General features: G+C 38.1%; 27 protein-coding genes. 3 read left to right on the top strand and 24 right to left on the bottom strand.

Annotated features, from left to right (window positions below):
• Positions 1-9 precede the first annotated feature (9 nt).
• The 3 genes from ACIQ1H_RS00840 to ACIQ1H_RS00830 are packed head-to-tail and all read right to left on the bottom strand — an operon-like array spanning position 10 to position 2,374.
• Positions 10-1,146: an ABC transporter substrate-binding protein gene (locus tag ACIQ1H_RS00840; RefSeq protein WP_402885748.1), complete on the bottom strand. Its 1,137-nt coding sequence runs from the start codon at positions 1,144-1,146 to the stop codon at positions 10-12.
• Positions 1,143-1,745 carry a hypothetical protein gene (locus ACIQ1H_RS00835; RefSeq protein ID WP_402885745.1) on the bottom strand — a complete coding sequence of 201 codons (603 nt, stop codon included), beginning with the start codon at positions 1,743-1,745 and terminating at the stop codon, positions 1,143-1,145. The genes ACIQ1H_RS00840 and ACIQ1H_RS00835 overlap by 4 nt, the downstream gene beginning before the upstream one ends.
• Positions 1,742-2,374, bottom strand: a complete 633-nt coding sequence (locus ACIQ1H_RS00830; protein ID WP_402885743.1) for a hypothetical protein — start codon at positions 2,372-2,374, stop codon at positions 1,742-1,744. Before ACIQ1H_RS00830 ends, ACIQ1H_RS00835 begins: the two co-directional genes overlap by 4 nt.
• 236 nt (positions 2,375-2,610) lie before the next feature.
• Here ACIQ1H_RS00830 and ACIQ1H_RS00825 point away from each other — a divergent pair, with 236 nt between their 5' ends.
• Positions 2,611-3,246: a phosphate starvation-inducible protein PhoH gene (locus ACIQ1H_RS00825; protein ID WP_402885741.1), complete on the top strand. Its 636-nt coding sequence runs from the start codon at positions 2,611-2,613 to the stop codon at positions 3,244-3,246.
• Complete coding sequence (locus ACIQ1H_RS00820) at positions 3,243-3,851, top strand: hypothetical protein (RefSeq protein WP_172772374.1); 609 nt, start codon at positions 3,243-3,245, stop codon at positions 3,849-3,851. The genes ACIQ1H_RS00825 and ACIQ1H_RS00820 overlap by 4 nt, the downstream gene beginning before the upstream one ends.
• Before the next feature lie 278 nt (positions 3,852-4,129).
• On the opposite strand, the gene argF is transcribed toward ACIQ1H_RS00820, so the two are convergent.
• The 6 genes from argF to ACIQ1H_RS00790 form a co-directional block, all read right to left on the bottom strand.
• Positions 4,130-5,095, bottom strand: coding sequence for an ornithine carbamoyltransferase (gene argF / locus ACIQ1H_RS00815; RefSeq protein ID WP_402885737.1), 966 nt, complete (start codon positions 5,093-5,095; stop codon positions 4,130-4,132).
• 282 nt (positions 5,096-5,377) lie between these two features.
• Positions 5,378-5,602: a helix-turn-helix domain-containing protein gene (locus tag ACIQ1H_RS00810; RefSeq protein WP_402885736.1), complete on the bottom strand. Its 225-nt coding sequence runs from the start codon at positions 5,600-5,602 to the stop codon at positions 5,378-5,380.
• 10 nt (positions 5,603-5,612) lie between these two features.
• Complete coding sequence (locus ACIQ1H_RS00805; RefSeq protein ID WP_402885733.1) at positions 5,613-5,903, bottom strand: DUF2975 domain-containing protein; 291 nt, start codon at positions 5,901-5,903, stop codon at positions 5,613-5,615.
• 183 nt (positions 5,904-6,086) lie between these two features.
• Positions 6,087-6,569 carry a DUF2975 domain-containing protein gene (locus ACIQ1H_RS00800; RefSeq protein ID WP_402885730.1) on the bottom strand — a complete coding sequence of 161 codons (483 nt, stop codon included), beginning with the start codon at positions 6,567-6,569 and terminating at the stop codon, positions 6,087-6,089.
• A gap of 198 nt (positions 6,570-6,767) precedes the next feature.
• Complete coding sequence (locus ACIQ1H_RS00795) at positions 6,768-7,856, bottom strand: M42 family metallopeptidase (RefSeq protein ID WP_172772386.1); 1,089 nt, start codon at positions 7,854-7,856, stop codon at positions 6,768-6,770.
• Between the two features lie 109 nt (positions 7,857-7,965).
• On the bottom strand, positions 7,966-8,451 hold the full coding sequence (locus ACIQ1H_RS00790; protein WP_172772387.1) for a dUTP diphosphatase: 486 nt from the start codon (positions 8,449-8,451) through the stop codon (positions 7,966-7,968).
• A gap of 105 nt (positions 8,452-8,556) precedes the next feature.
• On the opposite strand from ACIQ1H_RS00790, the gene ACIQ1H_RS00785 reads away from it, so the two are divergent.
• Positions 8,557-8,952: a sigma-w pathway protein ysdB gene (locus tag ACIQ1H_RS00785; RefSeq protein WP_172772388.1), complete on the top strand. Its 396-nt coding sequence runs from the start codon at positions 8,557-8,559 to the stop codon at positions 8,950-8,952.
• A 182-nt stretch (positions 8,953-9,134) separates the two neighbouring features.
• On the opposite strand, the gene ACIQ1H_RS00780 is transcribed toward ACIQ1H_RS00785, so the two are convergent.
• From ACIQ1H_RS00780 to hflK, 15 genes are all read right to left on the bottom strand, one after another.
• On the bottom strand, positions 9,135-9,407 hold the full coding sequence (locus ACIQ1H_RS00780) for a DUF1294 domain-containing protein (RefSeq protein ID WP_172772389.1): 273 nt from the start codon (positions 9,405-9,407) through the stop codon (positions 9,135-9,137).
• 399 nt (positions 9,408-9,806) lie between these two features.
• Positions 9,807-10,166: a 50S ribosomal protein L20 gene (rplT, locus tag ACIQ1H_RS00775; RefSeq protein WP_069513715.1), complete on the bottom strand. Its 360-nt coding sequence runs from the start codon at positions 10,164-10,166 to the stop codon at positions 9,807-9,809.
• Between the two features lie 58 nt (positions 10,167-10,224).
• The gene (rpmI, locus tag ACIQ1H_RS00770; protein WP_024363825.1) at positions 10,225-10,425 is read right to left on the bottom strand and encodes a 50S ribosomal protein L35; all 201 of its coding nucleotides are present in this window, start codon (positions 10,423-10,425) and stop codon (positions 10,225-10,227) included.
• Between the two features lie 31 nt (positions 10,426-10,456).
• A complete protein-coding gene (gene infC, locus ACIQ1H_RS00765; protein ID WP_024363824.1) occupies positions 10,457-10,960 on the bottom strand; it encodes a translation initiation factor IF-3 in 504 nt (167 codons plus the stop codon).
• A 395-nt stretch (positions 10,961-11,355) separates the two neighbouring features.
• Positions 11,356-13,290, bottom strand: coding sequence for a threonine--tRNA ligase (thrS, locus tag ACIQ1H_RS00760; RefSeq protein ID WP_172772390.1), 1,935 nt, complete (start codon positions 13,288-13,290; stop codon positions 11,356-11,358).
• Positions 13,291-13,684: 394 nt separating this feature from the next.
• Positions 13,685-14,623 (bottom strand): primosomal protein DnaI, encoded by a 939-nt coding sequence (dnaI, locus tag ACIQ1H_RS00755; RefSeq protein WP_228134521.1) that lies wholly within the window; start codon positions 14,621-14,623, stop codon positions 13,685-13,687.
• 15 nt (positions 14,624-14,638) lie between these two features.
• A complete protein-coding gene (locus ACIQ1H_RS00750; RefSeq protein ID WP_402885723.1) occupies positions 14,639-16,012 on the bottom strand; it encodes a replication initiation and membrane attachment family protein in 1,374 nt (457 codons plus the stop codon).
• An 18-nt stretch (positions 16,013-16,030) separates the two neighbouring features.
• The gene (gene nrdR / locus ACIQ1H_RS00745; RefSeq protein WP_172772392.1) at positions 16,031-16,501 is read right to left on the bottom strand and encodes a transcriptional regulator NrdR; all 471 of its coding nucleotides are present in this window, start codon (positions 16,499-16,501) and stop codon (positions 16,031-16,033) included.
• A gap of 261 nt (positions 16,502-16,762) precedes the next feature.
• A complete protein-coding gene (locus tag ACIQ1H_RS00740; RefSeq protein WP_172772393.1) occupies positions 16,763-17,785 on the bottom strand; it encodes a glyceraldehyde-3-phosphate dehydrogenase in 1,023 nt (340 codons plus the stop codon).
• A gap of 558 nt (positions 17,786-18,343) precedes the next feature.
• On the bottom strand, positions 18,344-18,937 hold the full coding sequence (gene coaE, locus ACIQ1H_RS00735; RefSeq protein ID WP_402885720.1) for a dephospho-CoA kinase: 594 nt from the start codon (positions 18,935-18,937) through the stop codon (positions 18,344-18,346).
• A 13-nt stretch (positions 18,938-18,950) separates the two neighbouring features.
• Positions 18,951-19,823, bottom strand: a complete 873-nt coding sequence (mutM, locus tag ACIQ1H_RS00730) for a bifunctional DNA-formamidopyrimidine glycosylase/DNA-(apurinic or apyrimidinic site) lyase (RefSeq protein ID WP_402885717.1) — start codon at positions 19,821-19,823, stop codon at positions 18,951-18,953.
• Between the two features lie 12 nt (positions 19,824-19,835).
• Entirely contained in the window at positions 19,836-22,463 is a 2,628-nt protein-coding gene (gene polA, locus ACIQ1H_RS00725) for a DNA polymerase I (RefSeq protein ID WP_402885715.1), read from the bottom strand.
• A 196-nt stretch (positions 22,464-22,659) separates the two neighbouring features.
• Positions 22,660-23,091: a DNA polymerase I gene (locus tag ACIQ1H_RS00720; protein WP_402885712.1), complete on the bottom strand. Its 432-nt coding sequence runs from the start codon at positions 23,089-23,091 to the stop codon at positions 22,660-22,662.
• A gap of 392 nt (positions 23,092-23,483) precedes the next feature.
• Complete coding sequence (hflC, locus tag ACIQ1H_RS00715) at positions 23,484-24,485, bottom strand: protease modulator HflC (protein ID WP_402885709.1); 1,002 nt, start codon at positions 24,483-24,485, stop codon at positions 23,484-23,486.
• Entirely contained in the window at positions 24,485-25,486 is a 1,002-nt protein-coding gene (hflK, locus tag ACIQ1H_RS00710) for an FtsH protease activity modulator HflK (RefSeq protein ID WP_402885707.1), read from the bottom strand. Before hflK ends, hflC begins: the two co-directional genes overlap by 1 nt.
• Positions 25,487-25,699 lie beyond the last annotated feature (213 nt).

Genomic DNA, 25,699 nt, shown 5'->3' with positions numbered 1-25,699 from the left:
AATCAATCCTTAATATTTCGCCGCGTCAGAAGAAGGGTTTAATATATCATGGATTTCCTCATCTGTTACGTCAAATTCATAGAAGTCTTTGTAATACGTTTTAATTTCATCTTCAATCTTATACGTAAATAACGCTGGATGATTTTTTTGAGCCATCCATTTTAGCATTAGCGGTGCATCGCCACTTGGTGGGAACCAGCGATATATACCTAATGGAATTTTATAAACCTTTCCATCTTGCACTGCCTTTACCTGACTCCAGTCCTGTCCATCCACTTTATTTTCAAGTAAATCTTCGGGCTGTGTTTCCGTAAAGTTTGTAATGTAAATAATATCAGGATTCCAAGAGTAAATTTGTTCCATATTTACTTCTTTTCTTCCTTGTACATCCTTTTCAGCAACATCTATCGCTCCCGTTGCGTTTAGCCATTGATTACCGAAGAAGTTGCTACCACCTACCGTAATGGACTTATCATTATGCATAAATAATATTAATGCACGTGGTTTGTCCTCTTTTGCTACATCTTTTAATTTGGCATCAAGTTCAGACTGCACCTTTTTACCCTCTTGTAAAAAACGCTCCGCACGATCAGTCGTTCCAGTTATTTTACTCGTTAGTGTTAACCAACTATTGAATGTTGCTAACGGTTCAGCGGCTGCGGCATCAATTGCTTTTACCGCAACAACAGGAATACCCGCTTCTGTTACTTTGTTAATTGAATCTTCATCTGTTGAAATTTCTACATACAGTTGGGGATCAATCTTTAGTAATTCCTCAACATTCACCTCACCATTTTGAATATAAGACGTTTCTGCATTTAACACATCTGGTGAAATTTTTGATAGAATGGAGTTTTTTGCTGCATTATATGAATTGGGGTGCATACCCACTATCTCTTTTGTAGAGTTTGTCGCTACATACCATGTAGAGAAATAGGGCAATATGCCACCTGTCACTACACGTTCGATTTTTCCAGGTATTGTAACTTCTCTGCCTAGTTGGTCTGTCACAACTTTTTCTTCAGCTGTTGTTTGAACATCAGAAGAATCAGACGGTTGTTCTGTTACTGCCCCCTCATCTTTATTGCCACACGCTGCTAGCATTGCCGCTAATGCTAATGTTGCTAGAAATCCGTATTTTTTCATTGTCCTTCTTCCTCTCTGAGCCATTTTGCTATACCGTGTAAAAACGGTTTTGATTGATCAATAAAACCTAGTCCTATATGAAACATAGGGTCAAGTGTTGTTACGACTAATTCTCCGTTAAAGCTTACATTGTCGACATAAAATAGTGAACGACCATCGGGAATATCAAGTAAAGATTGAGCACCTTCTGGCGGTAAAAATGAGCCATGATAATGCCATTTTAAATCACGGAGTGTCACGTATTTAAACAATGGGTGTGTCATATTTTGCTCTGTCATTGGCAAGTCTCCACCATCTCGCACCCACCAGCTAAAATTCACCTCAGAATCTTGCCAATCAATCGTAGGAAACCAATTATCCAAAATCTCACCAAAAATAATGAGCCGCTTACCTGATTCAATGAACGCTAAAAGCTGTGATTGATAACGTTTTAAATGAGGAATATCTAAACGACAAGATAAAATTAACGTATCGTAATTTGCTAAATCATACCGATGCAGCTCTCGAATATGTAAAATATCATCAAATAAATAATGAAATTCCTCCTCTGCAAAAAAGCGATTTTGAAATGGTAGTCCATTTGTGACAATCCCAATCATTGTATTTGAGCTCCTTTCGCTTGATTGCGTGCATATTCCGCACGGATGCATGCAAGCATTTGCACACTTAATTGACGAGAGGTATTATCTTCGTCAATGAACACACGATATATATCTGTTCCTGCACCCGCAAAGATTGTTCCATTTGTTGAATCATGATCTACATAAATAATGACTGCTCCACTTTGGTCAGTCACAAGAATCTCCGCATGCAATGGAACTTTTTCAAAATATCCGCGTGAGAAAAAGCCCCTAACACCTTTGCGATAGTTAATGTCGTATGCATCAATTCCCGCAAATAATGGATGGGCAGTATCTTTTATAACGATTTCACGATCCTTCAATGGAATTGGCGAACGTTTCCAGTTAGGCACACCTACTAACCAAGGTAATGATGTCTCAGTTAGCGAAAAAATTACACCACCCTGTTTTAAATACTGCTCCAGCATAGCTTTATGCTCTAGCAAAAACTGCTCCTCTACTAGATTCGTAATAATGAGACCCGCATAGGCACGTAAATCTGCATACGGCAAATCGTATAAATATAAAAATGTAAGTCCGCGCCTGCGATCCTCATCTGACAACCTAGCAAATTGAATATCGATACCGATATACGCAATTGGTTTCACGGCATTCCCTACTTTCTTTTGAAAATATATTGAAAATGATTATCATTTGCAATAGAATATATATAACAGTATATTGATAATGATTCTCAATGTCAATTTGCTTTTTATAGAATTCTAATATTCGCAACATATTTTTGGTCAAACAATATTTACATAGCATTCTAAATGTTTTTTTAATATTATTTATTACCAAAAAATGATTGGGTATTTAATTATCTTACTAGGAGGATATGTTTATGAGCATTCCATTTACAATGCTAAAACTAGACCCAGGACATGCTTTTGGTGTTAACGGTCGCATGCAGAGAGATACAGGTAACGAAGCAAAAATCATAGATCAATATGATTTTCCACAAGTTAATTTGGACGAGGTAGATGTTCTTTTTATTCCCAATTTTATAGACCAAGAATGGCTATATTTACAACGTGAAAAAATTGCAGCATTTTTAGCAAACAAAAAAATCGTTGTATACTGCGGGCATTTATTCCGAGAATGGTTGACAGGTTGTGGCCCATTTATGCCCCAACACATTCAAAATTTCAAAGATTATGAAGTTTTTCCAACAGAGCAATCTGTTATTTTCGATGGAGTTTTAACTGAAGATATGACATTTAAAAAAGGGGTTGCAGGCTTTTTTGCTCGCGGCTATCATCATGCACCAGCAAATGCTGAAATTTTATTAACGTTTGCCAATGGTAAGCCCGTTACATACATTGACCGCTGTTCTACAAATGGGACGATTTTAGTTCACGCAGGACGTGAACTGCTTGGCTATGCAGGTGAAAACAAATCAACAGATCGCATTCGCCCACAATTTCTTGCCTGGCTTGAATCTGAGGTACAAGCTTTAAAGGAGGACAATCATCAATGAGAAAAATTGGGGTTATCTATAGTGGGCATGAATCCCATTATCGCACGTTCCACGAGCCAAAATTTAATCAATTTATTACGAAGTTAATTTACCATCCAGATTTTTTAGAAACCGATATAAATGAGCTCGATGTGCTCATCGTCCCGTCCCAATTAAACTATAAGCTATTGCTAGCAAGCGTTGAAAAAATTCACGCATTTGCAGAAAATGGTGGCATTGTCGTTGCATTCGGTCCACAGCCTTGGAATTGGATTCCTGCGCAACATTGGGAAGAACGTCTAACAAACTTCTGGTGGTGGCTTGATAAAGATGCTTCTAGTGGTTTAGTACTGCAAAATCCAGCGCATCCTTTATTCAATGGCTATCTCACACTCGTTGATTGTACTTGGCATCAACACGGCGTTTTTTGGCCACCTGCACATGCTGATATTTTAATTTCTACGGAAGATGGTGGTGCTGTACTCTATATAGATGCGCATTCCACTGCTGGAAAATGGATTGTTACAACGCTTGACCCTGATTTCCATTTTGGTTCCTATTTCATGCCTGCAACTGAACGATTTTTTGAAGGTTTTTTCCCTTACCTTGCATATGGAACGATTTGAAATCATTCTTGAACAACAAACCCGCTGATAGCTTGCAAATCAGCGGGTTTTCTTTACAAATCAATAGCTATTAACAAAAAAAGTAACCTAGCGTCTCCCAGGTTACTTTCACTATGTAGCGATGAAGTCATCCATCTTGACAACGTACATCGCGCGTAGCATACATCCCTCTGTCTGTATGCTACTAGTATGTTGTTGACACTAACACCCTCTGTTGCTAGTGCAAACTTTGTATATAGGAACTCTCAATTAGAGAGTCAACTATCCTATCCCGTTACTTAAGCCATAATGGAAGCTAAAACCGCTTTTTGAGCATGAAGTCTATTTTCTGCTTGCTCAAAAATATACGAATTTGAACCATCGATAACAGATGTTGCTACTTCTTCTTCGCGATGAGCTGGTAAACAATGAAGGAACATGTAATTTGGCTTTGCATGTGCCACAAGCTCATCATTGATTTGATAATCGGCAAAATCTTGTAAGCGTTTTGCTGCTTCCTCTTCTTGACCCATTGATGTCCAAACATCTGCATACACTACATCTGCATTTTGAACTGCTGCTACAGGATCATGTGTAATTGTGATTGTACTCCCATTTGCCATTGCGATAGCTTGTGCTTTTGCGATAACCTCTGCATCACATTCATAGCCAACAGGCGTTGCGACTGCGACGTTCATACCGACGTGTGCAGAAGCGACTACTAAGGAGTGAGCCACGTTGTTGCCATCACCAACATATGCAATGTTAAGCCCTTGCAATTCACCTTTATTTTCAGCGATTGTTTCTAAATCAGCTAACGCCTGACAAGGATGATATATATCCGTTAAGCCGTTAATTACAGGAATCGTTGCATGCTCAGCAAGCTCTTTAACCATCGCATGCGAGTTTGCACGAATCATAATGCCATCTAAATAGCCCGATAACACATGTGCAGTATCATAAATGGATTCACCGCGACCAATTTGTAAATCGCGTGCATGCATAAACATACCTTTACCACCCAATTGTTCCATTCCCACTTCAAATGAAATACGAGTACGCGTTGAATGTTTTTCAAAAATCATGCCAAGTGTTTTTCCTTCAAGTAGCTTCGGACATTTACCTTCTTTTGTAATCATTTTCAGTTGCGTCGAAAGTGCAACTAACTGCTGTACTTCTTCACTTGTATAGTCTAGCAAAGTTAGTAAGTCTTTTCCTTTTAAGCTTGATACTAACTTTAACTGTACTTCTTCTAGTAATTTCATAGCCTTCTCTCCTTGCTTTTGTAACTGTTGAGTTTAGTATACACATGCATAATTATAAAATCAACTGAATTTTTATGTTTATTTTCAAAAGTTAGAATTCATATGTTGTTTGTGACAAAAATTCGTCTATTTGAATATTTATGCATCAATGACTAAGTAATAGCATATTGACTACTAAAGATAACTTGCATACTTATGTAAAAATCTATAAAAAAAGAGCTTACCCACAGGCAAGCTCTTTTTTATAAATATGCTATTTTACATAGCATATTTCATTTACATTTATGAATCTTTCGGAGTGTCTTCATTTCGGTATTCTAAAATATCGCCTGGCTGACATTCTAATGCCTTACAAATCGACTCTAATGTAGATAAGCGAATTGCTTTCGCTTTGCCATTTTTTAAAATAGAAAGATTAGCCATTGTTATGCCAACTCTTTCCGAAAGTTCCGTTACGCTCATTTTCCGTTTTGCTAACATCACATCGATGTTAATAATTATTGTCATATCCTCAACCTCACACTATTAACTCATTTTCAGTTATTATATCTACGACTTCTTTAACAAGATGTTGGAGAACACCAGCAAAGGTTGCAATGACACTTGAAGCAAAAGTATTATATAACCCTAATGCTATAATACCAGCTCTATCCCCATCAAGAAATACCGCAACAAAAAGGATTCCGCCTATAATAAATGCACTGATGATGGTAGCACAGAACTTCATAACCTTTAATGCCCCTACTGATACTTCCGAAAAAGTCTTGTTTTTATCCATGTAATTTAACAGCTTAAATGCTTGAAACAACGCAATAAAAAAAGGGAGAGATAAACCATAGGCCGCTAGTCAAAAAGGGAATTGTAAATAAGCAGATGCTGGATTCATGTTCGCATCACTTTTGGCTATCTCAAGATGCCTACAAGAAGAATAACTCCTTTTAAAAATATCGTTGTACCTCGTTTCATAAACATCTCTCCACTGCCAATCTCCTTAAACTACAAGGTCGTTCTCTGATTTGATTTCAACTGCTTCTTGTAAAAGTCTTTGAAGAACTGCCGCAAATACGGCAATGACCATCGATGCAAAAGGTACAAGCATTCCAACGAATATCACTCCTGGTGCATCATCCATCTCTGCAAAAAGGTAGAAGAGTGGCAAAGCTAACACATGTAAAATACTAATTATAATGGCACAGTATTTTATTTTCTTTAATGATTTAACGGATAACTCCGAAAATGCTTTGTTTCGATCGATGTAACGTAAAAGTTGAAATGCCTGATATAAAGCAAAGTAAAATGGAATTGACGAAGCATAAAAAATAATCGAAACGATATATTTTAAAGACGGATACGATGGAACCAGCTCTACTGCAACCTTTCCTAATTCAGGCACAAGAAAAATACATAATGCTAAAACGGGAATGGCCATAAGAACCACCGCAATTTTTAAAAACAAAGTTGTAGCTATTTTCATAAAAACACCTCATTGGTTTATTTTCAATTTGATTGTAATCGATATTTTATCGTTTTACAATAAAAAAACATTGAATTTCACCAAAATATTATTGTTAATTTAAATTCCTTTGCATTTTTCACCGCTAGTAATACTAATCATTATAAAAAAATACCTTCTAACAAATTGTTAGAAGGTATTTTATATTTATTGTTACATTTAATCAAATGTAATTTTGTTTACTGCATCACGGTCTAATTTTTTAATGACCTCGACCATTAGCTTCACAGCGTTATCGTAGTCATCACGGTGTAAAATACCAGCGTGTGAGTGGATATAGCGTGTTGCAATACCGATTGATAAAGCAGGCACACCATTTGCCGTTACATGGATTGAGCCAGCGTCTGTACCGCCACCAGCCATTGCTTCAAATTGATATGGGATATTGTTTTCATCCGCCACATCTAAAACAAATTCACGTAAACCACGGTGTGATACCATTGAAGCATCATATACAACGATTTGTGGACCTGCACCCATTTTACTAGTTGACTCTTTCGGTGTTACCCCTGGAGTATCTCCAGCCACACCTACATCAACTGCAAAACCGATATCTGGTTGAATTTTATGTGTTGCTGTTTTCGCACCACGAAGACCTACTTCTTCTTGTACGTTCCCAACAGAATATAGGATATTCGGATGTTTTTCATCTTTTAATGCCTTCATGACATCAATTGCAATTGCACAACCAATTCGGTTATCCCATGCTTTTGCTAATAAGTATTTGTCATTTTTCATTACATTGAACTCGAAATAAGGTGTTACCATGTCACCAGGACATACTCCCCACTCAAGTACTTCTTCTTTTGAAGCAGCACCAACATCGATAAACATGTCTTTAATGTCTACCACTTTGTTACGCACATCTGCTGGTAAAATGTGAGGTGGTTTAGAACCAATTACCCCAATAATTTCTTCACCTTTACGAGTTGTAATTGTTACACGCTGTGCAAGCATTACTTGGCTCCACCAGCCACCAACTGTTTGGAATTTGATGAATCCTTTTTCATCGATTTGTGTTACCATAAAGCCTACTTCGTCTAAATGGCCAGCAACCATAATTTTAGGGCCGTTTTCATCGCCCACTTTTTTAGCAATAACGCTACCTAAATGATCTGTTTCTACAGTATCTGCGTATGGTGCGATGTATTTTTTCATGACCTCACGTGGAGCACGCTCATTACCTGCAATCCCATTCGCGTCTGTTAAATCTTTAAACATTTGCAAAGTTGAATCTAGTTGTGTCATCCTTTTGCCTCCTACATTTTGTATCTCATCTATTATACTTCGTTTACCGAAATATTCCTAGTGAATTTGTCTGAAAATTGGTGTTTTTTTTACTCTTTAGTCTAGTAAATTAATAGCCATTACGTTGGCGATTATAATTTTCTTCATTTTTTTCAATGTATGCTGACACAACGTCCTCAAATGTAAAACCAAGGTTGTACGCAAGTAACCCATAGCATTGCCAAATCGCTAAATATCTATCCTCTGTTGGATGACTAATAAACGTCAATATATAGTCCTGTGTCATTAAAAAGGTTTCTGTTAAATCGCGTTTTTCCTCAACGACAGGCCATTTTTCAATAGACGTGTACCCTTTTAATAATCCTAGAGATAAAATAAAATGAATCGAATCGACATACTCCTCTAAAATCACAGTACGCTCTGACGGCCCTTTCGTACTCCAAAATTTAAAACAACGCGTCTCATTAGCAAGTTCCGCTAGTTCTACCATTAAGGCGAGGCCTTTTTCTTTAAAAACATCTCGTTCAATTTTTTGTGTAGTTTCAATAAATGCATCTAGTTCTTTTTGCATCGTAAATAATTGTTGTAAATTCATTTTTTTCTCCTAAATTTCTAAAAAATATTTTTTAAAAAGTGAAACTAAATGTCTCTCCTAATCGTATAGGTAGGAATAACCTTTCTTCAAGGGGGAATTTTAAAAATGTTACCGTTACTTATTCGACTTGCTGTGATAGCGCTTATAATCTATGTATTCTATAAAGCGATTCGATATATAACCGATCCTAAACGAAAACTCGATGAAGCCTATGAAAAAGGCCAATATTACTTTTATGATGACGTAAAAAATGTTCGAAAGAATTTCTTTATTTCTTTTAAAGGTGCGCTTTTTGAAGGTGAAAAATACTTAGGTACAACAGAAGATGCATTTGAGGTTGTTACTATTTTTGTTGGCGCTCGCGATGCCGCAACTTTACAAGGGTTTACAAGGAGTGACTTCGAATATCTCCAGCAAGAAATTTTATTTAACTACCCTAACGCGAAAATCAACTGGAAGCAACCCATTGAACAGCTTATGCGTAACACATCCTCCACATGAAGGATGTGTTTTTTGCGCAAAAAAATACCCCTTAGCTGTGCCAGTCACTCACACAATTTATGATTTTTACGAGAACGCACGCTTTCTGAGATCTATCGGCGACTTTTCTGATACTACCAGCGATTTCAAAGGGTTTATCGGCGATTTCCAGTGTGCTATCGTTTTTAATGTGGAAAGCTTCTCTATAGAGAGCTGCCCCATAATTGCACAATAATAAAAATTTGAATAGCCGCAATCAGTGGGAAGCCAAACGCAAAACTGTTATGGCGTGTTTTATGACGGAATAAATACATACCTAACACACCACCGACTGCACCACCTGCAATAGCAAGTGTAAATAATGTACGCTCCGCAATGCGCCATTCATGCTTTTTAGCGCGTGATTTATCCATACCCATCATGACGAGCAATACGATTGAAACAATTGCCATATAGGCAAGTAATGCTTGAGCCATTAAAACAACCTCCTATGTAAAAAGACTGATGAAAGAACCTCACCAGTCTTAACTATACACTAATTTATTTGCCCCTGTCGCTTACGCTTTTGGAGCAGAAACCTTTTTTTGCCCCTGTCGCTTACGCTTTCGAGGCAGAAACCTTTTTTTCCCCTGTCGCTTCGCTTTCAAGGCAGAAACCTTTTTTGCCCCTGTCGCTTCGCTTTCAAGGCAGAAACCTTTTTTGCCCCTGTCGCTTCGCTTTCGGGGTAGAAACCTTTTTTTGCCCCTGTCGCTTTGCTTTCGGGGCAGAAATCTTATTTTGCCCCTGTCGCTTTGCTTTCGGGGCAGAAACCTTTTTTGCCCCTGTCGCTTTGCTTTCGGGGCAGAAATAAAAAAGAGCGACATAGTCGCTCTTTTTTATTTAGCTACTGCTTTTTTAGCAGCTTCTGCTAATTGTGTGAATGCTGAAGCATCTGTTACAGCTAAGTCAGCTAACATTTTACGGTTAACTTCGATACCAGCAACTTTTAAACCGTGCATTAAACGGCTGTATGAAAGACCGTTCATGCGAGCAGCTGCGTTGATACGAGTGATCCATAGTTTACGGAAATCACGTTTTTTCTGACGACGGTCACGGTATGCATATTGACCTGATTTCATTACTGCTTGGTTAGCAACTTTATATAATGTATGTTTAGAACCATAGTAACCTTTAGCTAATTTCAATACTTTTTTACGACGTTTGCGCGTCACTGTTCCGCCTTTTACGCGTGGCATATGAATTACCTCCTGCTTTTCATTAAAAAATGAATATTAGTTTATTTTGTGTTGTCTATCATTTCATGTAAACAAGTAATGATTTGATGCGTTTGAAGTCACCAGATGATACAACTTTACCTTTACGTAGGTGACGTTTTTGTTTCGTAGACTTGTTTGCGAATAAGTGGCTTCCATAAGCACGGTCATATTTTAATTTACCTGAACCCGTTTTTTTGAAACGTTTCGCAGCTCCACGGTGAGTTTTCATTTTTGGCATGTCGAATTCCTCCTAAACTGTTCGTCTAATATTATTTCTCGTTCTTTGGTTGAAGAACTAAGAACATGCTTCGGCCTTCCATCTTCGGTTTTTGTTCAACCGTAGATACTTCAGCACAAGCTTCAGCAAATCGATCTAATACACGTTGACCAATGTCTTTGTGTGTAATCGCACGACCTTTGAAACGTAGGCTACATTTAACTTTATCACCTTTTTCAAGGAATTTAATCGCATTACGTAGCTTCGTTTGGAAATCATGTTCATCGATTGTTGGGCTCAAACGAACCTCTTTCATCACGATAACTTTTTGATTTTTACGAATTTCGCGGTCTTTCTTTTGCTGTTCAAACTTAAATTTACCATAGTCCATGATACGAGCGACTGGCGGCTTGGCTTGAGGGGCCACAAGGACAAGATCCAAGTTTACACGAGTGGCGATTTCTAGCGCTTCGTTACGTGTCTTTACACCAAGCTGGTCACCATTGTGATCGATTAATCGAAGTTCACGTGCGCGAATGCCTTCGTTTACATACATGTCTTTGCTAATAGTAATCCACCTCCAAGTAGTTGTCGCGAATACATGGTTTGGGCAAAGCCTTGCCCGGTTGAACGGTACATCCTCTTGTCATGTCCATAAAAAAAGGACGGACATTTTTGAAGATGTCCGCCCGCTATATGTGCATGCGTAAGTGTACGCAAAACAATTCAACGTGTCATACCTGTTCACAGCCTAAGCGTTGTATCAGGTGAGAAGCGGGCAGCCTCTACTTCAACCACAAACTTTGTATTCATTAACCTTAATCATATTAGCATGTACAAATTAGATTGTCAAATAGGTTTTTTACAATCTCATCATTAATATGTGCAATCCATCGAAACTTTATTCCAAATATAGCACAACGAACGAAGTTTATCTAATCATTTGTACTATTAAAAACGTGCAACCTCAGCTTTAATATTCGCTAGGAAGTCCTCGAAAGAAATTGTTTCAGAATCTTTTGAGCCATAACGACGCACGTTCACACCGTTTGCCTCAACTTCTTTATCCCCAATAACAAGCATGTATGGGATCTTTTTCATTTGTGCTTCTCGGATTTTGTAACCAAGTTTTTCTTCACGGTCATCCATTTCAACTCGTAAACCTGCTGCTGTCAGCTGTTCTTCGATTTGTTTTGCATAGTCGAAGTGTGCTTCGTTCGATACAGGAATAACCTCTACTTGTACTGGCGCTAACCATGTAGGGAATGCACCTTTATATTCCTCAATTAAGAATGCTACGAAACGTTCCATTGTTGACACAACACCACGGTGAATTACGACTGGACGGTGTGGTTTACCATCTTCGCCTACGTATGTTAAGTCAAAGCGTTCTGGTAATAAGAAGTCTAACTGTACAGTTGATAATGTTTCTTCTTTACCAATCGCTGTTTTTACTTGTACGTCAAGTTTCGGACCATAGAACGCAGCCTCACCTTCCGCTTCGAAGTAGTCTAAGCCAAGCTCATCCATCGCTTCTTTTAACATGCTTTGTGCTTTTTCCCACATTGCATCGTCATCGAAGTATTTTTCTGTATCTGCTGGATCACGGTAAGACAGACGGAATGAGTAATCTTTTAAATCAAAGTCTTTGTATACTTCTAAAATTAATTGTACAACTTTTTGGAACTCTGCTTTAATTTGATCTGGACGTACAAAAATATGTGCATCATTTAAAGTCATCCCACGTACACGTTGTAATCCTGAAACCGCACCTGACATTTCATAACGGTGCATTGTACCAAGCTCGGCAATACGTAAAGGTAAGTTACGGTATGAATGCATGCTATTTTTGTAAACCATCATATGGTGTGGACAGTTCATCGGACGCATAATTAATGTTTCATTGTCCATTTCCATCGGTGGGAAAATTGAATCTTGGTAATGATCCCAGTGACCAGAAGTTTGATAAAGCTCTTTTGAACCAAGTACTGGTGTGTATACATGTTTATAACCAAGAGATAATTCTTTATCAACAATATAGCGTTCAATCACACGACGGATTGTTGCCCCATTTGGTAACCAAAGCGGTAAACCTTGCCCTACTTTTTGAGAAGTTGTGAATAACTCTAGTTCTTTACCGATTTTGCGGTGATCGCGTTCTTTTGCTTCTTCTAACATTTGTAGGTGATGCTTTAATTCTTCTTTTTTGAAGAAAGCAGTACCATAAATACGTTGTAGCATTTTATTATCAGAGTTTCCTCTCCAATAAGCACCTGCTAATGAAAGTAATTTGAACTCACGTAGTTTACCTGTTGACGGTACGTGAATACCGCGGCAAAGGTCGAAAAATTCACCTTGGTAGTAAATAGACACTTGCTCATCGGCTGGAATCGCTTCAAGTAATTCTAATTTATATTCATCGCCAATTTCTTCGTAAATTGCTTGTGCTTCTGCACGGCTTACATTTTTACGCTCTACCTCTAGGTTTTCAGCGATAATTTTTTTCATTTCTTTCTCGATTGCAGGTAAATCCTCAGCAGTAATTGGTGTTGGCGCATCAATATCATAGTAGAAGCCACCTTCAATAACTGGACCAATGCCAAGCTTCACTTCTGGGAATAAACGTTTAATCGCTTGTGCTGTCAAATGGGCAGTTGAGTGACGAAGGATTTCTAATGCTTCCTCATCATCTTGCGTAATAATCGAAATTGTTGCATCTTCTTCAATTGGAGTTTTTAAATCTACTAATTCCCCATTCACTTTACCTGCATATGCTTTTTTACGAAGTCCTGGGCTAATAGATAATGCGACATCATCCGTAGATGTACCTTTTGCAAATTCCTTTACAGCGCCATCAGGGAACGTTAACTTAATCATTTCTGACATTTTTTTACACTCCTTAAATTTGGTTGTTTGTATGATGCACGATGAATCAGTGGACGTAATATTTGTTTCAACTTGAGCAATAAAACCTGAAAAAACAAAAAAGCCCCGTCCCTCACAAAAGGGACGAAGCGTATGCTCGTGGTTCCACCCTTCTTCCTTCCGACAAAATAGTCAGACGAAGCTCAAGGCTAGCTAACGGGCTAGGGACCGGCGAAAGATATTCCCTTTCGCTGCTCAGTAGGTAGTAAAATATGTGCCCAAACTAGGAAGCTTACAGCCGATGACTTCCCTCTCTAAAAGCTGTTACACAAATTTCATGTCCTCATCATTGCATTGACATATATAGTATATGTGACAGTATACGCTCGATTGTCGTAAAATGCAACTGCCAATGTTACAAACGTCGATTTTTGCCACGCATTTCAATTGGCTCTGTTAAAGCTTTAATTCGTTCCATAATACGTCCAGCTTTTACAACCTCAATATCGCCTTTTTGGGATTGCGCTAAATGATGTTCTAATTCATCATAATTAAAATTAGATGTAATAAACGTCGGCAATTGCTCTGCCATTCGATAATGGAAAATAGTTCCTAAAATTTCATCGCGCGTCCAAGCCGACATCGTTTCCGCCCCTAAATCATCGAGCATCAACACTGGCGCCTTTTTCACATAATCTATTTTGTCATTTAACGTATTATCACCGATAGCATTCTTCATTTCACGTAAAAATTCAGGTACGAAAACGACTACTGAACGAATCTTCTTGGAAGCTAATTCGTTAGCAAGTGCTCCAAGCACAAACGATTTTCCTACACCGAACTTTCCATATAAATAAAAACCTTTCGTTGGAAGCTGCCCAGTTTCCTCCGTTTTCTTAACAAAATGTGCTGCTCTCTGTGCAATGAGCACACGAGATTCATCATCAATCATTAAATCTTGGATTGTAGCTTGTAGCACATCTTTTGGCATGTGCATACTAGCAATCATATTAGCAACATCACGACGTTCTTCCTCACGTACCTTTTGTTCACAGCGTACGTAATCAATTTCTACTGTATTGCGTACGACACGTAATGTTGGAATAAACCCTTTTAAATAGTTCGTACAGTGAGCTGTATTATCGCAGCCACAGCAAACAGTAGATTGGCTAATAAATTCATGAAGCTTAGGTAAATTGCGTTCGACTGCATCGTAGCTAAGCTCTTCTGCATGCTCTGCTAAAAAAGCTTGTACTCTAGGGTGTTCTAAAATTTCTCTACGCATCGCATCATATCGCTCTTGAAATGATGGTACATTAATTGCTCTTTTTAATGGCTTGTTAATTGGTTCGATTGCCATTCACCTACCTTACTTATCGCTTTTCCCTAGCATTGCTAATATTTTTTGACGCTCTTTTTCAAAATCCATAGTGCTTGAAGAAGATGCACTTTCCTCTGGTTGCTCATTACGTTTATAAAACCACTCAGGCACCTTTTCCTTACGCTTGTCTACTCGACCTTTCGCATATTGGTTGTTCTTAGTCGGTGTCTGCGGCTTATTTTTCCACGTTGTATATTTATCATGTTCTTGGCGTGCAAGTTCCATTGCTTCCTTCGCCGTCTTAATATTTTTCCGTACCCAATGATCGGCAATCGTTTCTACATACTTCTTTGGTAGCTTCATATCTGTTGAGAGCATGACATACTCAAGTAGCGCATTGACTACACCTACTGGCATTCCATGCTGAACAATTAAGCTCTCAGCTAGCTGAACAGATGTTTGTAATGGCTCTTTCCCATTATTAATATCCCGTAATACTTGGACTGGCGGTGTTGACTCCAAATAATGTTGTAACTCCTGATCCTTTGTTTTTTGAACAGCCTCATCCTCTACTGCTGGGGAAGCATATACTTTTGCAAGCTTTGGTGGTTCTTTAGAGACTGTAAGTTTATAAAAATCAGCTGCTGCTTTTCGCAAACGCTCTAATGAAATACCTAAATCATCATCAAGTGCTAAAATCACAACTTTTTGCATATCCAACGCAGTTAAATGGTATAAGAATGCTAGTTTTGCAATTGTTTCGCGCACTTCAAGCGTTAGTAAATTGGCTGGCACTAATTGGTCCGATAAACCTGCCTGTAACAGCTCAAAATCAAATTGCTCAAAATAAAACGGATAAACCTTTTGCGAAATTTCTTGGCTGTCTATCCCACCTTGCAGCTCAGTAGGTATATTAGTGTTGACTGGTTTAAAAACATCCATAAAGGCACGTGATACATCTTTAAATTCTGTACCTCTGATAGGTTGAATAAAACGTTGACGCAGCTTTCGATACGCCTGTTCCCCAATTTTACTAAATAAAAACATAGACAATAGTGGATCTTTCATAAAACTATCCGCATCAAGAGGGCGCATTAGCTCATACACAAAACACCGCTGTTCTACCTCTTCTTTTTTCCAAGTTCGCAATAAACCGATTGCTTCAAGGGCAATACGCGCTTCGAACACTTTGCCTATTGGCAGCCCGAGTACATTCATTAAATAATAATGATTCATTTGCTGTCTTGGCATTTGCTCTGCTTCTGCCCATAACGTTAAATATAGACTAATTGGTTCAGCACCAGTCAATGGTTGATAAAATAATGTTACTAATTGACGTTCCATTGTGGAAAGCGCATGAGGTAGACGAATGTCAAAAGTATCTGCTGGTTGCAATTCTTTATACAAATGAATCAACGTCATTCACCCTCTCTGTTTTTCCTATGATTTTTGCTCTGTTTGACGTTGAATAATTTCTTTTATTTCCTCGATAAAAACATTGATATCTTTAAACTGACGATAAACTGACGCAAAACGAACATAGGCAACTTCATCAATTTTTGCTAGACGGTCCATCACCATTTCTCCTACATCCTCTGATCGTACTTCAGCATTTCCAATACGTCGCAGGTCTTTTTCAATTGACATTACAAGTGCCTCTAATACATCTAGAGCGACAGGACGTTTCTCACAAGCACGAATAAGACCGCGCAAAACCTTCTCGCGGCTAAACTCTTCCCGCGAGCCTTCTTTTTTCACAACGACTAACGGTGTCTCTTCAATTTTTTCAAACGTTGTAAAACGAAAGCCACACGACTCACATTCACGACGTCTTCGTATTTCTTTATTATCATCTACTGGCCTCGAATCCACTACACGTGTTCCGTTAAATTGGCAAGAAGGACATCTCATATTTTTACTCTCCTGATTCCACAACAATTTGATATTTATATTATAACAAATTTCCTACAAGTAAGAAAAGCGCATTATCCAACTGTAGTATGGCAGATGATTACAGACCTAGAACAGTGTACATTTTCCCTAATTATCTTTTCAGCAAACAGTGCCTGTCACTCACACAATTCTGACTTTTCAAAGCACAGTGCCTGTCACTCACACAATTATAAAAAAAGCACATTGAAACCATTACGATTTCAATGTGCTAAACATTTATTAAGCGCTAACTGTTTCTAATGCTTTTGCAACTTTTTTCACTAAGTCAACTACACGTGCAGAATAGCCCCACTCGTTGTCGTACCAAGCAAGTACTTTTACTTTACGGTCACCCATCACCATTGTAGAAAGGCCATCAACTGTTGATGAGTATGTTGTTGTGTTGTAATCAGAAGATACAAGTGGCTCGATTGAGAAGTTTAAAATGCCTTTCATAGGCCCTTCAGTTGCAGCTTTCACAAATGCAGCATTGACAGAGTCTACTGTAACATCTGTATTTAAATCTACAACAAGGTCTACTAACGATACATTTGGTGTTGGAACACGAAGTGCCATACCATGGATTTTACCTTCCAATTCCGGCAACACTAATTTTAATGCTTTGGCAGCACCTGTTGAAGTTGGAATAATAGATTGTGCACAACCGCGTGCACGACGTAAATCTTTATGTGGATTATCTAAGTTTTTTTGGTCATTTGTATATGCGTGAACTGTTGTCATTAAACCGCTTTCGATACCAAATGTATCATTCAATACTTTAGCAACTGGTGCTAAGCAGTTTGTTGTACAAGATGCATTTGAAATTACGTCATGTTTTTCAACATCAAGCTTTTCATCGTTTACACCTAAAACAATTGTAACGTCCTCGTTTTTACCAGGTGCTGTTAAAATAACTTTTTTTGCGCCTGCTTCAAGATGCATAGCTGCTTTCTCACGATCATTGAATTTACCAGTTGCTTCAATTACAATATCTACGCCCATTGTAGCCCATGGTAATTTTAGTGGATCACGTTCGCTAATAATTTGGACACGTTTACCATTTACAATTAATGCATCGCCCGCTGGTTCAATCGTACCTTCGAATGTTCCGTGATTTGTGTCATACTTTATCAAATGTGCTAACGTTTCTGCTGGGTAGCTTGCGTTAATTGCAACAATATTTAAACTTTCCTGTACGATCGCTTGGCGGAAAACCATACGTCCAATACGTCCGAAACCGTTAATAGCAACTGAGACTGTCATTATAAAATCCTCCTGTGAGTGCATACTCATATTCATTATATACTTTATGCTAATTAGTATAACACAATTTTAAAAAAGATGAACATTATATATCCATAATAAAAAAGTTCTTATTTTCTGAAAAATAGAACCTTTTAAAAAATGAAAAAATACAGTATTTCATCATTATTATTTCGCATAAAAACAAAAAAATGCGCAGCAATTATCACTGCGCAAAGAATGCATTTGGCTACTGCCGTTGATTCCCGCTCTGTGCAGACGCTTTCCGCGGGCACACCGTAAGCCGCAACCCTCGCTACGCGCGGATCTGTTGCGTCTTACGTTTTATGCGTTCCCGCAGGAGTCGCCTGCCCTCTGCTCCAATCAACTAAACAACGTAATCGTGTTTTACTAACTTAGAAAAAGGATTATTCAGATATGAAAAACATCTTTATAAAGGGGATTTGATCAAATAGGATGTTTAATTGGGTAGTTGAATAAAAAGACTAAAAAATAACAAGAGACATCAAGAGTAAAACTTCTTGATGTCTTTGACAGTACTATTATCTCCGCACTTTTCTAAAGTACGTCCCAATGCGTAAGAATCTTAATTAACTGCTCTTCAGTTTGCTGTATATTTTCGTTGTTGTAAATGACAGCATGAGCACTTTTCTCTTTCACAGACATTGGTAACTGTGAATGCATGCGTGCTAGTGCATCTTCTTTTGATAATTGATTGCGCTCCATTAAACGTCTAAGCTGTACCTCTTCACTAACTGAAACAACAAGGATGCGCTCAACAAAATGCTGCAATTTGCTTTCAAAAAGTAATGGAATATCCATGACAACATGTTTTTGTCCAGCTTCCAAATATGCATCACGTTGAGTTAGCATTTCCTGACGAATAGCAGGATGCATAATATCATTTAAAATTTTTCGTTTCGCAGGCTCATGGAAAATAATATCACCAAGCTTCGGACGATTTAGATTGCCATCATCAAGCAATATATCTTCTCCAAAGTTTTGTACAATGAGTGCTAACGTTTCTGTACCTGGTTTAACTACATCACGTGCGACAACATCTGCATCGACTATTGGTAAACCTAGTGCTGTCATCATTTTTGCGACTGTACTTTTGCCACTCGCAATACTTCCTGTTAATCCGATAATCATAATTAGTTCCCCTTTAATGTTGACAATTTGGACAAAATACTGATGTACGTCCACCAATTGTCATTTGACTCGTCCCTGTCCCACACTCCGGGCATATCTTCTTCCCATACATTTGTAAACGGTTTTGCATGCTACCTGCTTCACCATTAATATTTCGATAATCTGAAATTGTCGAACCTCCCGCTTCAATGCTTTGACGCAAAACATCTACAATCGCAGCAAAAAGAGCTCGTTTCCTCTTTTCACTTATTCGGTTCATTTTGCGAGCAGGGTGGATTTTTTGTGCAAACAGCGCCTCTGTGGCATAAATATTGCCACAGCCCGAGATTACTTGCCCATCCATAATTACTTCTTTAACTGCTTTTTTCTCGTATTTCGGCAGCAGTGATTTCGCTATAAAATAATCGCATGCTGCTTCATCAAAAGGTTCAGGCGCCATTTTTGTTAATGGTGCATGGTCTTCTATTTTCGTTAAAAAACGTAGCTCACCAAAACGACGAATATCTGAGTATATTAAATAACCGCCGTCTGCCATTTGAAAAGTCGCATGTATATGCTTTTTAAATTTCTCCTCATTGATATCTTCAGGCGTGTCCACAATAAACCATGCACCTGTCATACCTAAATGACTGACCAAAACATAAGACAACTGCTCTTTCATCAAATGAAAAAATATATATTTTGCACGACGTTCAATCTTCGTAATTTGCATTTGGGATAATGCCATCTCAAATGCATCTGGCTCTGCTTGCTTCACTATACATTGCTTTCCTTCATCATAGGAAAAGCGAATAACTTCTGAAAGTTGGACCTGCTTTATAGTGCGGCCTTCAATTTCCGGCTTTAATGCCTGTACGACTCCTTCTACCTCTGGTAATTCAGGCATTTTAACCCCTCCTTACTTTGCATCGTACCATGTTGCCCCAAAGTCGAAGTCCACTTTTAATGGAACGCTCAGTTCAATGGCATTTTCCATAACTTCTGGTACGATTTTTTCTAGTAATGCAATTTCCTCCCTAGGTGCTTCAAAAATTAATTCATCGTGCACCTGTAGAAGAAGCTTCGCTTGCATGTTTTCCTTTTTCAAACGAGCATCCATATCGATCATTGCTTTTTTAATAATATCTGCAGCACTTCCTTGAATCGGCGTATTCATCGCTGTACGTTCTGCAAAGCTACGTAGATTGAAATTGGAACTCGTAATATCTGGTAAATAACGACGTCGATTCAATAACGTTGTAACAAAACCATTAAATTTCGCATCTTGCACAATTTCATCCATATATTTTTTAACACCTGGGAAGCTGGCAAAATATTTCTCAATAAAAATAGCTGCTTCCTTCCGTGTAATATCTAAATTTTGTGATAAACCATAATCACTAATACCATAAACAATTCCAAAGTTAACAGCTTTAGCAGCCCTACGCATATTGCTATCCACTTCTTCTGCAGTCACATGGAAAACGTCCATTGCTGTACGTGTATGAACATCCATACCTTCGCGGAAAGCTTCGACTAAGTTTTTATCCTCTGACATATGTGCTAACACACGCAGTTCGATTTGAGAGTAGTCGGCAGAGAATAAAATCCAATCTTCTTGTGATGGCACAAATGCTTGACGAATTTTACGCCCTTCCTCTAAACGAATTGGTATATTTTGTAAATTAGGGTCTGTAGAACTTAGACGACCTGTTGATGTTAGTGCTTGCTGGAAGCGTGTATGCACTTTGCTGTCCTTTTCATGAATTTCTTTTAGCAAACCTTCAATGTAAGTAGATTGTAACTTACCAAGCTGACGATAAAGTAAAATATGCTCGATTATGGCATGTTCAGGCTTTAATTTTTCCAACACATCTGCCGCTGTGGAATAGCCTGTTTTCGTTTTTTTAATAACAGGTAAACCAAGCTTATCGAAAAGAATAACGCCTAACTGCTTTGGTGAATTAATGTTAAACGCTTCTCCTGCCTCCGCATAAATTTCCTGCTCAATCACGACTAGCTTATTACTCAACTCTTGCCCCATTGTTTCAAGTGTAGCACGGTTCACTGTGATGCCTTCACTTTCCATCACACTTAAAATCGAAGCTAACGGTAGTTCTAGATTTTTATACAAATCAAACTGTTCGTTTTCCTTTAGCAGTGCCTCTAGTTTAGGTTGTAATGTCCACACAGCAAATACTTTTCGGCTAGCATGTTCTGCTAATGCATCGATAGCTGGTATGGCACGCTTTGCTCCTTTGCCATAGACTGTCTCATTTGCTTGCACTTCACGATAACCAAGGTCTTTTGCTAATGTAGCTACATCATCACCGCTAAGTGCAGGGTTATTGATATAAGAAGCTAGCAATAAATCAAACTCGACTCCTGCTAAACGAATACCCGCACGTTTTAAAGCCGCCTGAGCAGCCTTTGTATCTGAAATATATTTAGTTTTCGTTTCATCCTCTAGCCAGCGACGCAACACGTCTGATTTAGAGGCAGCATCGAACGGCACATAAAATGTATCTGTACCATCAGTTAATGCAATACCTAACTGCTGACATGTATGATAATGCTCGTCCTCTAACTCTAAGTGAATTGCCATAACATCCTTTAAATGCTCTTGCTGTACATCTTGCACAATGTCATAGGCAAATGGCGCACGTTGTTCTTCTTCCACAGAAAAATCACTTTTTTCAAGTAGTGATCTAAAGCCCAATTCCTGCCATACACTAATTAGTTCTTCTTCATTTGGCCCACTATAGGCAAGATCATTAAAAGTAATTTCGATTGGTGCCTCTGTGAAAATTGTAGCAAGCTTTTTACTCATAAGTGCCTGTTCTTCATTTGCAACAAGCTTTTCTTTCATCTTTGAAGCTTTTAACGTGTCCATTGCTTCATATAATGCCTCAACTGAACCATGCTCTTTTAGCAATTTAACTGCTGTTTTTTCCCCAACACCAGGTACTCCAGGAATATTATCTGAAGCATCCCCCATGAGGCCCTTCATATCTATTATTTGAAGAGGCGTTAAGCCGTACTTTTCTTCGATAAAGGCAGGCGTATTTTTTTCTATTTCAGTAATACCTTTTTTCGTAATGTACACTGTTACCTTCTCTGTTGCGAGCTGTGTAAGATCGCGATCTCCTGACACGATAATTACTTCCATATCCTGTTCGGCTGCTTCTTTCGCTAATGTACCTATAATATCGTCGGCTTCGTACATTTCAAGTTCATAACGTTTAATCCCATAAGCATCGATTAGTTTACGAATATAAGGAAACTGCTCTGATAGTTCTGGTGGCGTTTTTTGACGTCCCCCTTTATATTCTGTAAACGTATCGTGACGGAACGTCGTTTTACCTGCATCAAAAGCAACGAGCATCTTCGTTGGTTGCTCTTCCTCCAAAATCCTTTGCAACATCGTTGTAAAGCCATACACTGCATTCGTATGAATACCGCTATCATTCGTTAGTAATGGCAACGCAAAAAACGCACGGTAAGCTAAACTATTACCGTCCAGTAATAGTAATTTTTCCTTAGTCATTTTAATTTCCTCCTGAAGTCGTCGTTCTTTTAATTGTAAAACGAAAACGTATGTTTGAAAATGCTCTTTCCTCTACTTTATCGGGAAAGTAAACTTTTTACCAATCATAGGACGTCTATCCGTTAAAAAATTCATGTGTATTTTCTGCCAAATCCATAAAAAAAGTCAATTGCATATTGCAATCGACTCACCTGCTTTATTGACTTACGTTTTTAGTTCTTTCTTTTCGATTGAAGAGTTCCTCATAAATAACCGTCATAATGAAGGCATTCATAAAAGCAAAGACGAAAAATATAGGCATTCCACCTAGTTTTATATGTGTTAGCTCTGTACTAAATACCATAACCACACCGATTTGTGCTAAAAAGAAAATAAAGCCAATTCCAACTTGCCAAATTGCGCGTTTCTCTTGGCGTTTCTCGTACCAAAATATTTTTTTAAAAGCTTTTCGCACATCGTCTGCAATGACTAATCCTAATAAAAACAAAACTACAAAAAATAACGGTATATAATAAACACTTTTCGTCACCCATGCAAAATCAGATATACGGAAGAAAAGTGTAAAAAGCGATGCAATACTACAAGCAATTCCTAAATTTTGGAGCCAAGTGCTAATATTTAATTTCAAAGCTATTACCCCCTTTTATCATTCCTAAACATCATTATTTTATCAGAAAATAGCAATCTAGGACACAACCAATTATTTGTTAGGATTATTTTCATTGTTTTATGCCACAGTTTTGTAACAACCACTGCTCCTTTGCGTCATGTACAAGAATAAAAAATTTGTTCTTCTTTCTCTTATGTAATTTACAAAAATTAGAGGATGGTACTAGTTGTTGTAGAGGGGGCGGTAATTTCTGTAGGATTCGCAATGGTGGTGGCTCACAGTGAGCCCTTGGCGAACGACTACCGTAAACCACCACTACGTCTACAGAAAAAAATGTTAGATTGACTGTATTCAACCTAACACTTTTTCTCTTTTATTCAGTTATATTAATCCCTGCAAGGATGACAAAATTATTCTATATAGCCTGATAATATTTTTGCATATGGTGAAGTGGAAGGTAAAATAATGACCGTGTCTTCACCTACTGTTTTCTTATAGGATTCTAATGTACGGTAAAGTGAGTAAAATTCAGGGTCCTTTGAAAATGAACTATTGTAAATTTTCGCTGCTTCCGCTTCTCCTTCCGCTTGAATCAATGCCGCTTCTTTATTCGCTGTTGCGAGCATCTCTTGTACTTCTCTATCTGTTTGTGCTTCAATACGGCGTTTATCCGCATCACCTTCCGATAAATATAGCTGTGCAGTAGATTGACGTTCAGAAACCATGCGCGTAAATACAGACTGCTCATTTTCTGCTGGCAAGTCCGTACGACGAATGCGCACATCTACAACTTCAATTCCGTACTTATCGTTTAGTAATAGTTCATTGACCCGTTCTGTGACACGGTCATTTAAGCTACCTCGTGAAGAGTTTTCATCATTAATGATTTCATCGTATCTTAGTTGACCAAGCTCTGTTCGAATTACCGAATAAATAAACTCCTCCATCCGCGATTCCGCCTTTGTAAGCGTTCCAGCATTGGAGATGAGCGCTTTTGGATCTGTAATGCGCCACACTGCATAGTTATCAATTATAATACGTTTTTTATCCTTTGTATTAATTTCTTCCTCTGAAATATTATACGTCAATTGATTTTTTGGAAGTGTTGTCACACTTTGAATAAAGGGTACCTTCATTTTTATGCCTGGATCACGTTCAAACTTTACAACTTCTCCAAACTGTCGAACGACTGCATACTCAGATTCTTTTACAATATATACATTAGCAAAGAGAATAACCGCAACAGCAAAAACAATCGTTAATGTGACAACAAGAGAAATGTACTTTTTAGGATTTAATGGGCCCTTTTTTGACATCTTAATTACCTTGTCTCCATCACTAGAAGCAGTATTTTTTGATTTCCCCGATAAAAAACTTAGAAATTTTTCAAGATCTTTATTTTTCTGGTCCATTAATTACCGCTCCCTTCTTTTTTCTCTGTTGGTGCTTGTTGCTCGGTTGATTGTTGCTCTGTTGTTGCTTGTTGTGTAGTTGGTTGTAGCGCTTGTAGTGGTAAATACTTCATTGTACTACCATCATCATTCATAATATAAATTTGTGCCTTCGGTAACACATTTTCAAGTGTTTCTAAAATTAAGCGTTCGCGTGTAATTTGTTGATTCCCTTTGTATTGCTCATACATTTTATTAAAAACAGCTACATCACCATAAGCTTGTTCGATACGTGCTGTTTTTGCACCGTTGGCTTTTGAAATAATAGCGTCTTTTTCACCATTCGCTTCACTAATTCGTTGGTTTTTGTATTTTTGAGCTTCATTCGTTTTTGTATTTTTTGTCTCACGTGCGTCTGTTACAGCTGTAAATGCTGCTCGTACTTCTGCATTTGGTAATTCTACATCCTGCAATTTGACACCTAATACACCAATACCAATATCATATTTTTCAATAAGGGAAACAAGTAATTCTCTTGTTTTTGCTTCAATATCTGCTTTTCCATCTGTTAGCGCAGCATCAATTGTCGAACTACCAATTATAGAGCGAATCGCGCTTGATGTAGCGCTATGTAATATTTCTTCTGGATTTTGTGCATTAAATAAGTACTTACGAGGATCTGTAATTTTCCATTGAACAACAAGATCTGTTAAAACAATATATTCATCACCTGTAATCATTTTTGTTTCTGCATCAAAGGCTTCCAATTCGCCTTCTTTATTTTGCTTATAGCCAAACTGTAAGCTGAATGTTTCTCTCGATAAAATCTCCACTGATTGTACTGGCCAAGGTAATTTAAAATGTAAGCCTGGATTTGTGACCGTTTCATCTGCACGGCCAAATGTTATCACAACTGCCTGCTCCGATTCATCGACTGTGTACCATGAAGTAAATACTGCGATAAGTGCTACAATGCCGAATATCCCAAGTCCTACCATCATTAGTGTCCTTTTCACACTCATGTCTGTTCCTCCCTTTTGCTTAGTACTATTGTATACGGTATAGCTTTTAAAAAGATTCAAAATAATTTCATAAAGTAGACGAAAACTGTAGACAAAATCAACATACAGCCATTGAATTCCGTTGCGTACGGACGCTTTCTGCGGGCACAGTGTTAGCCGCAACCCTCGCTGTCGCGCGCTTTGTTGCGTCTTACTACTTGTGCTGTTCCCGCA

Origin of the sequence: Lysinibacillus sp. NPDC097279 (assembly GCF_044761745.1) — a bacterium.
Taxonomy (GTDB): domain Bacteria; phylum Bacillota; class Bacilli; order Bacillales_A; family Planococcaceae; genus Lysinibacillus.
This window is presented reverse-complemented; position numbering and strand designations above follow the sequence as displayed.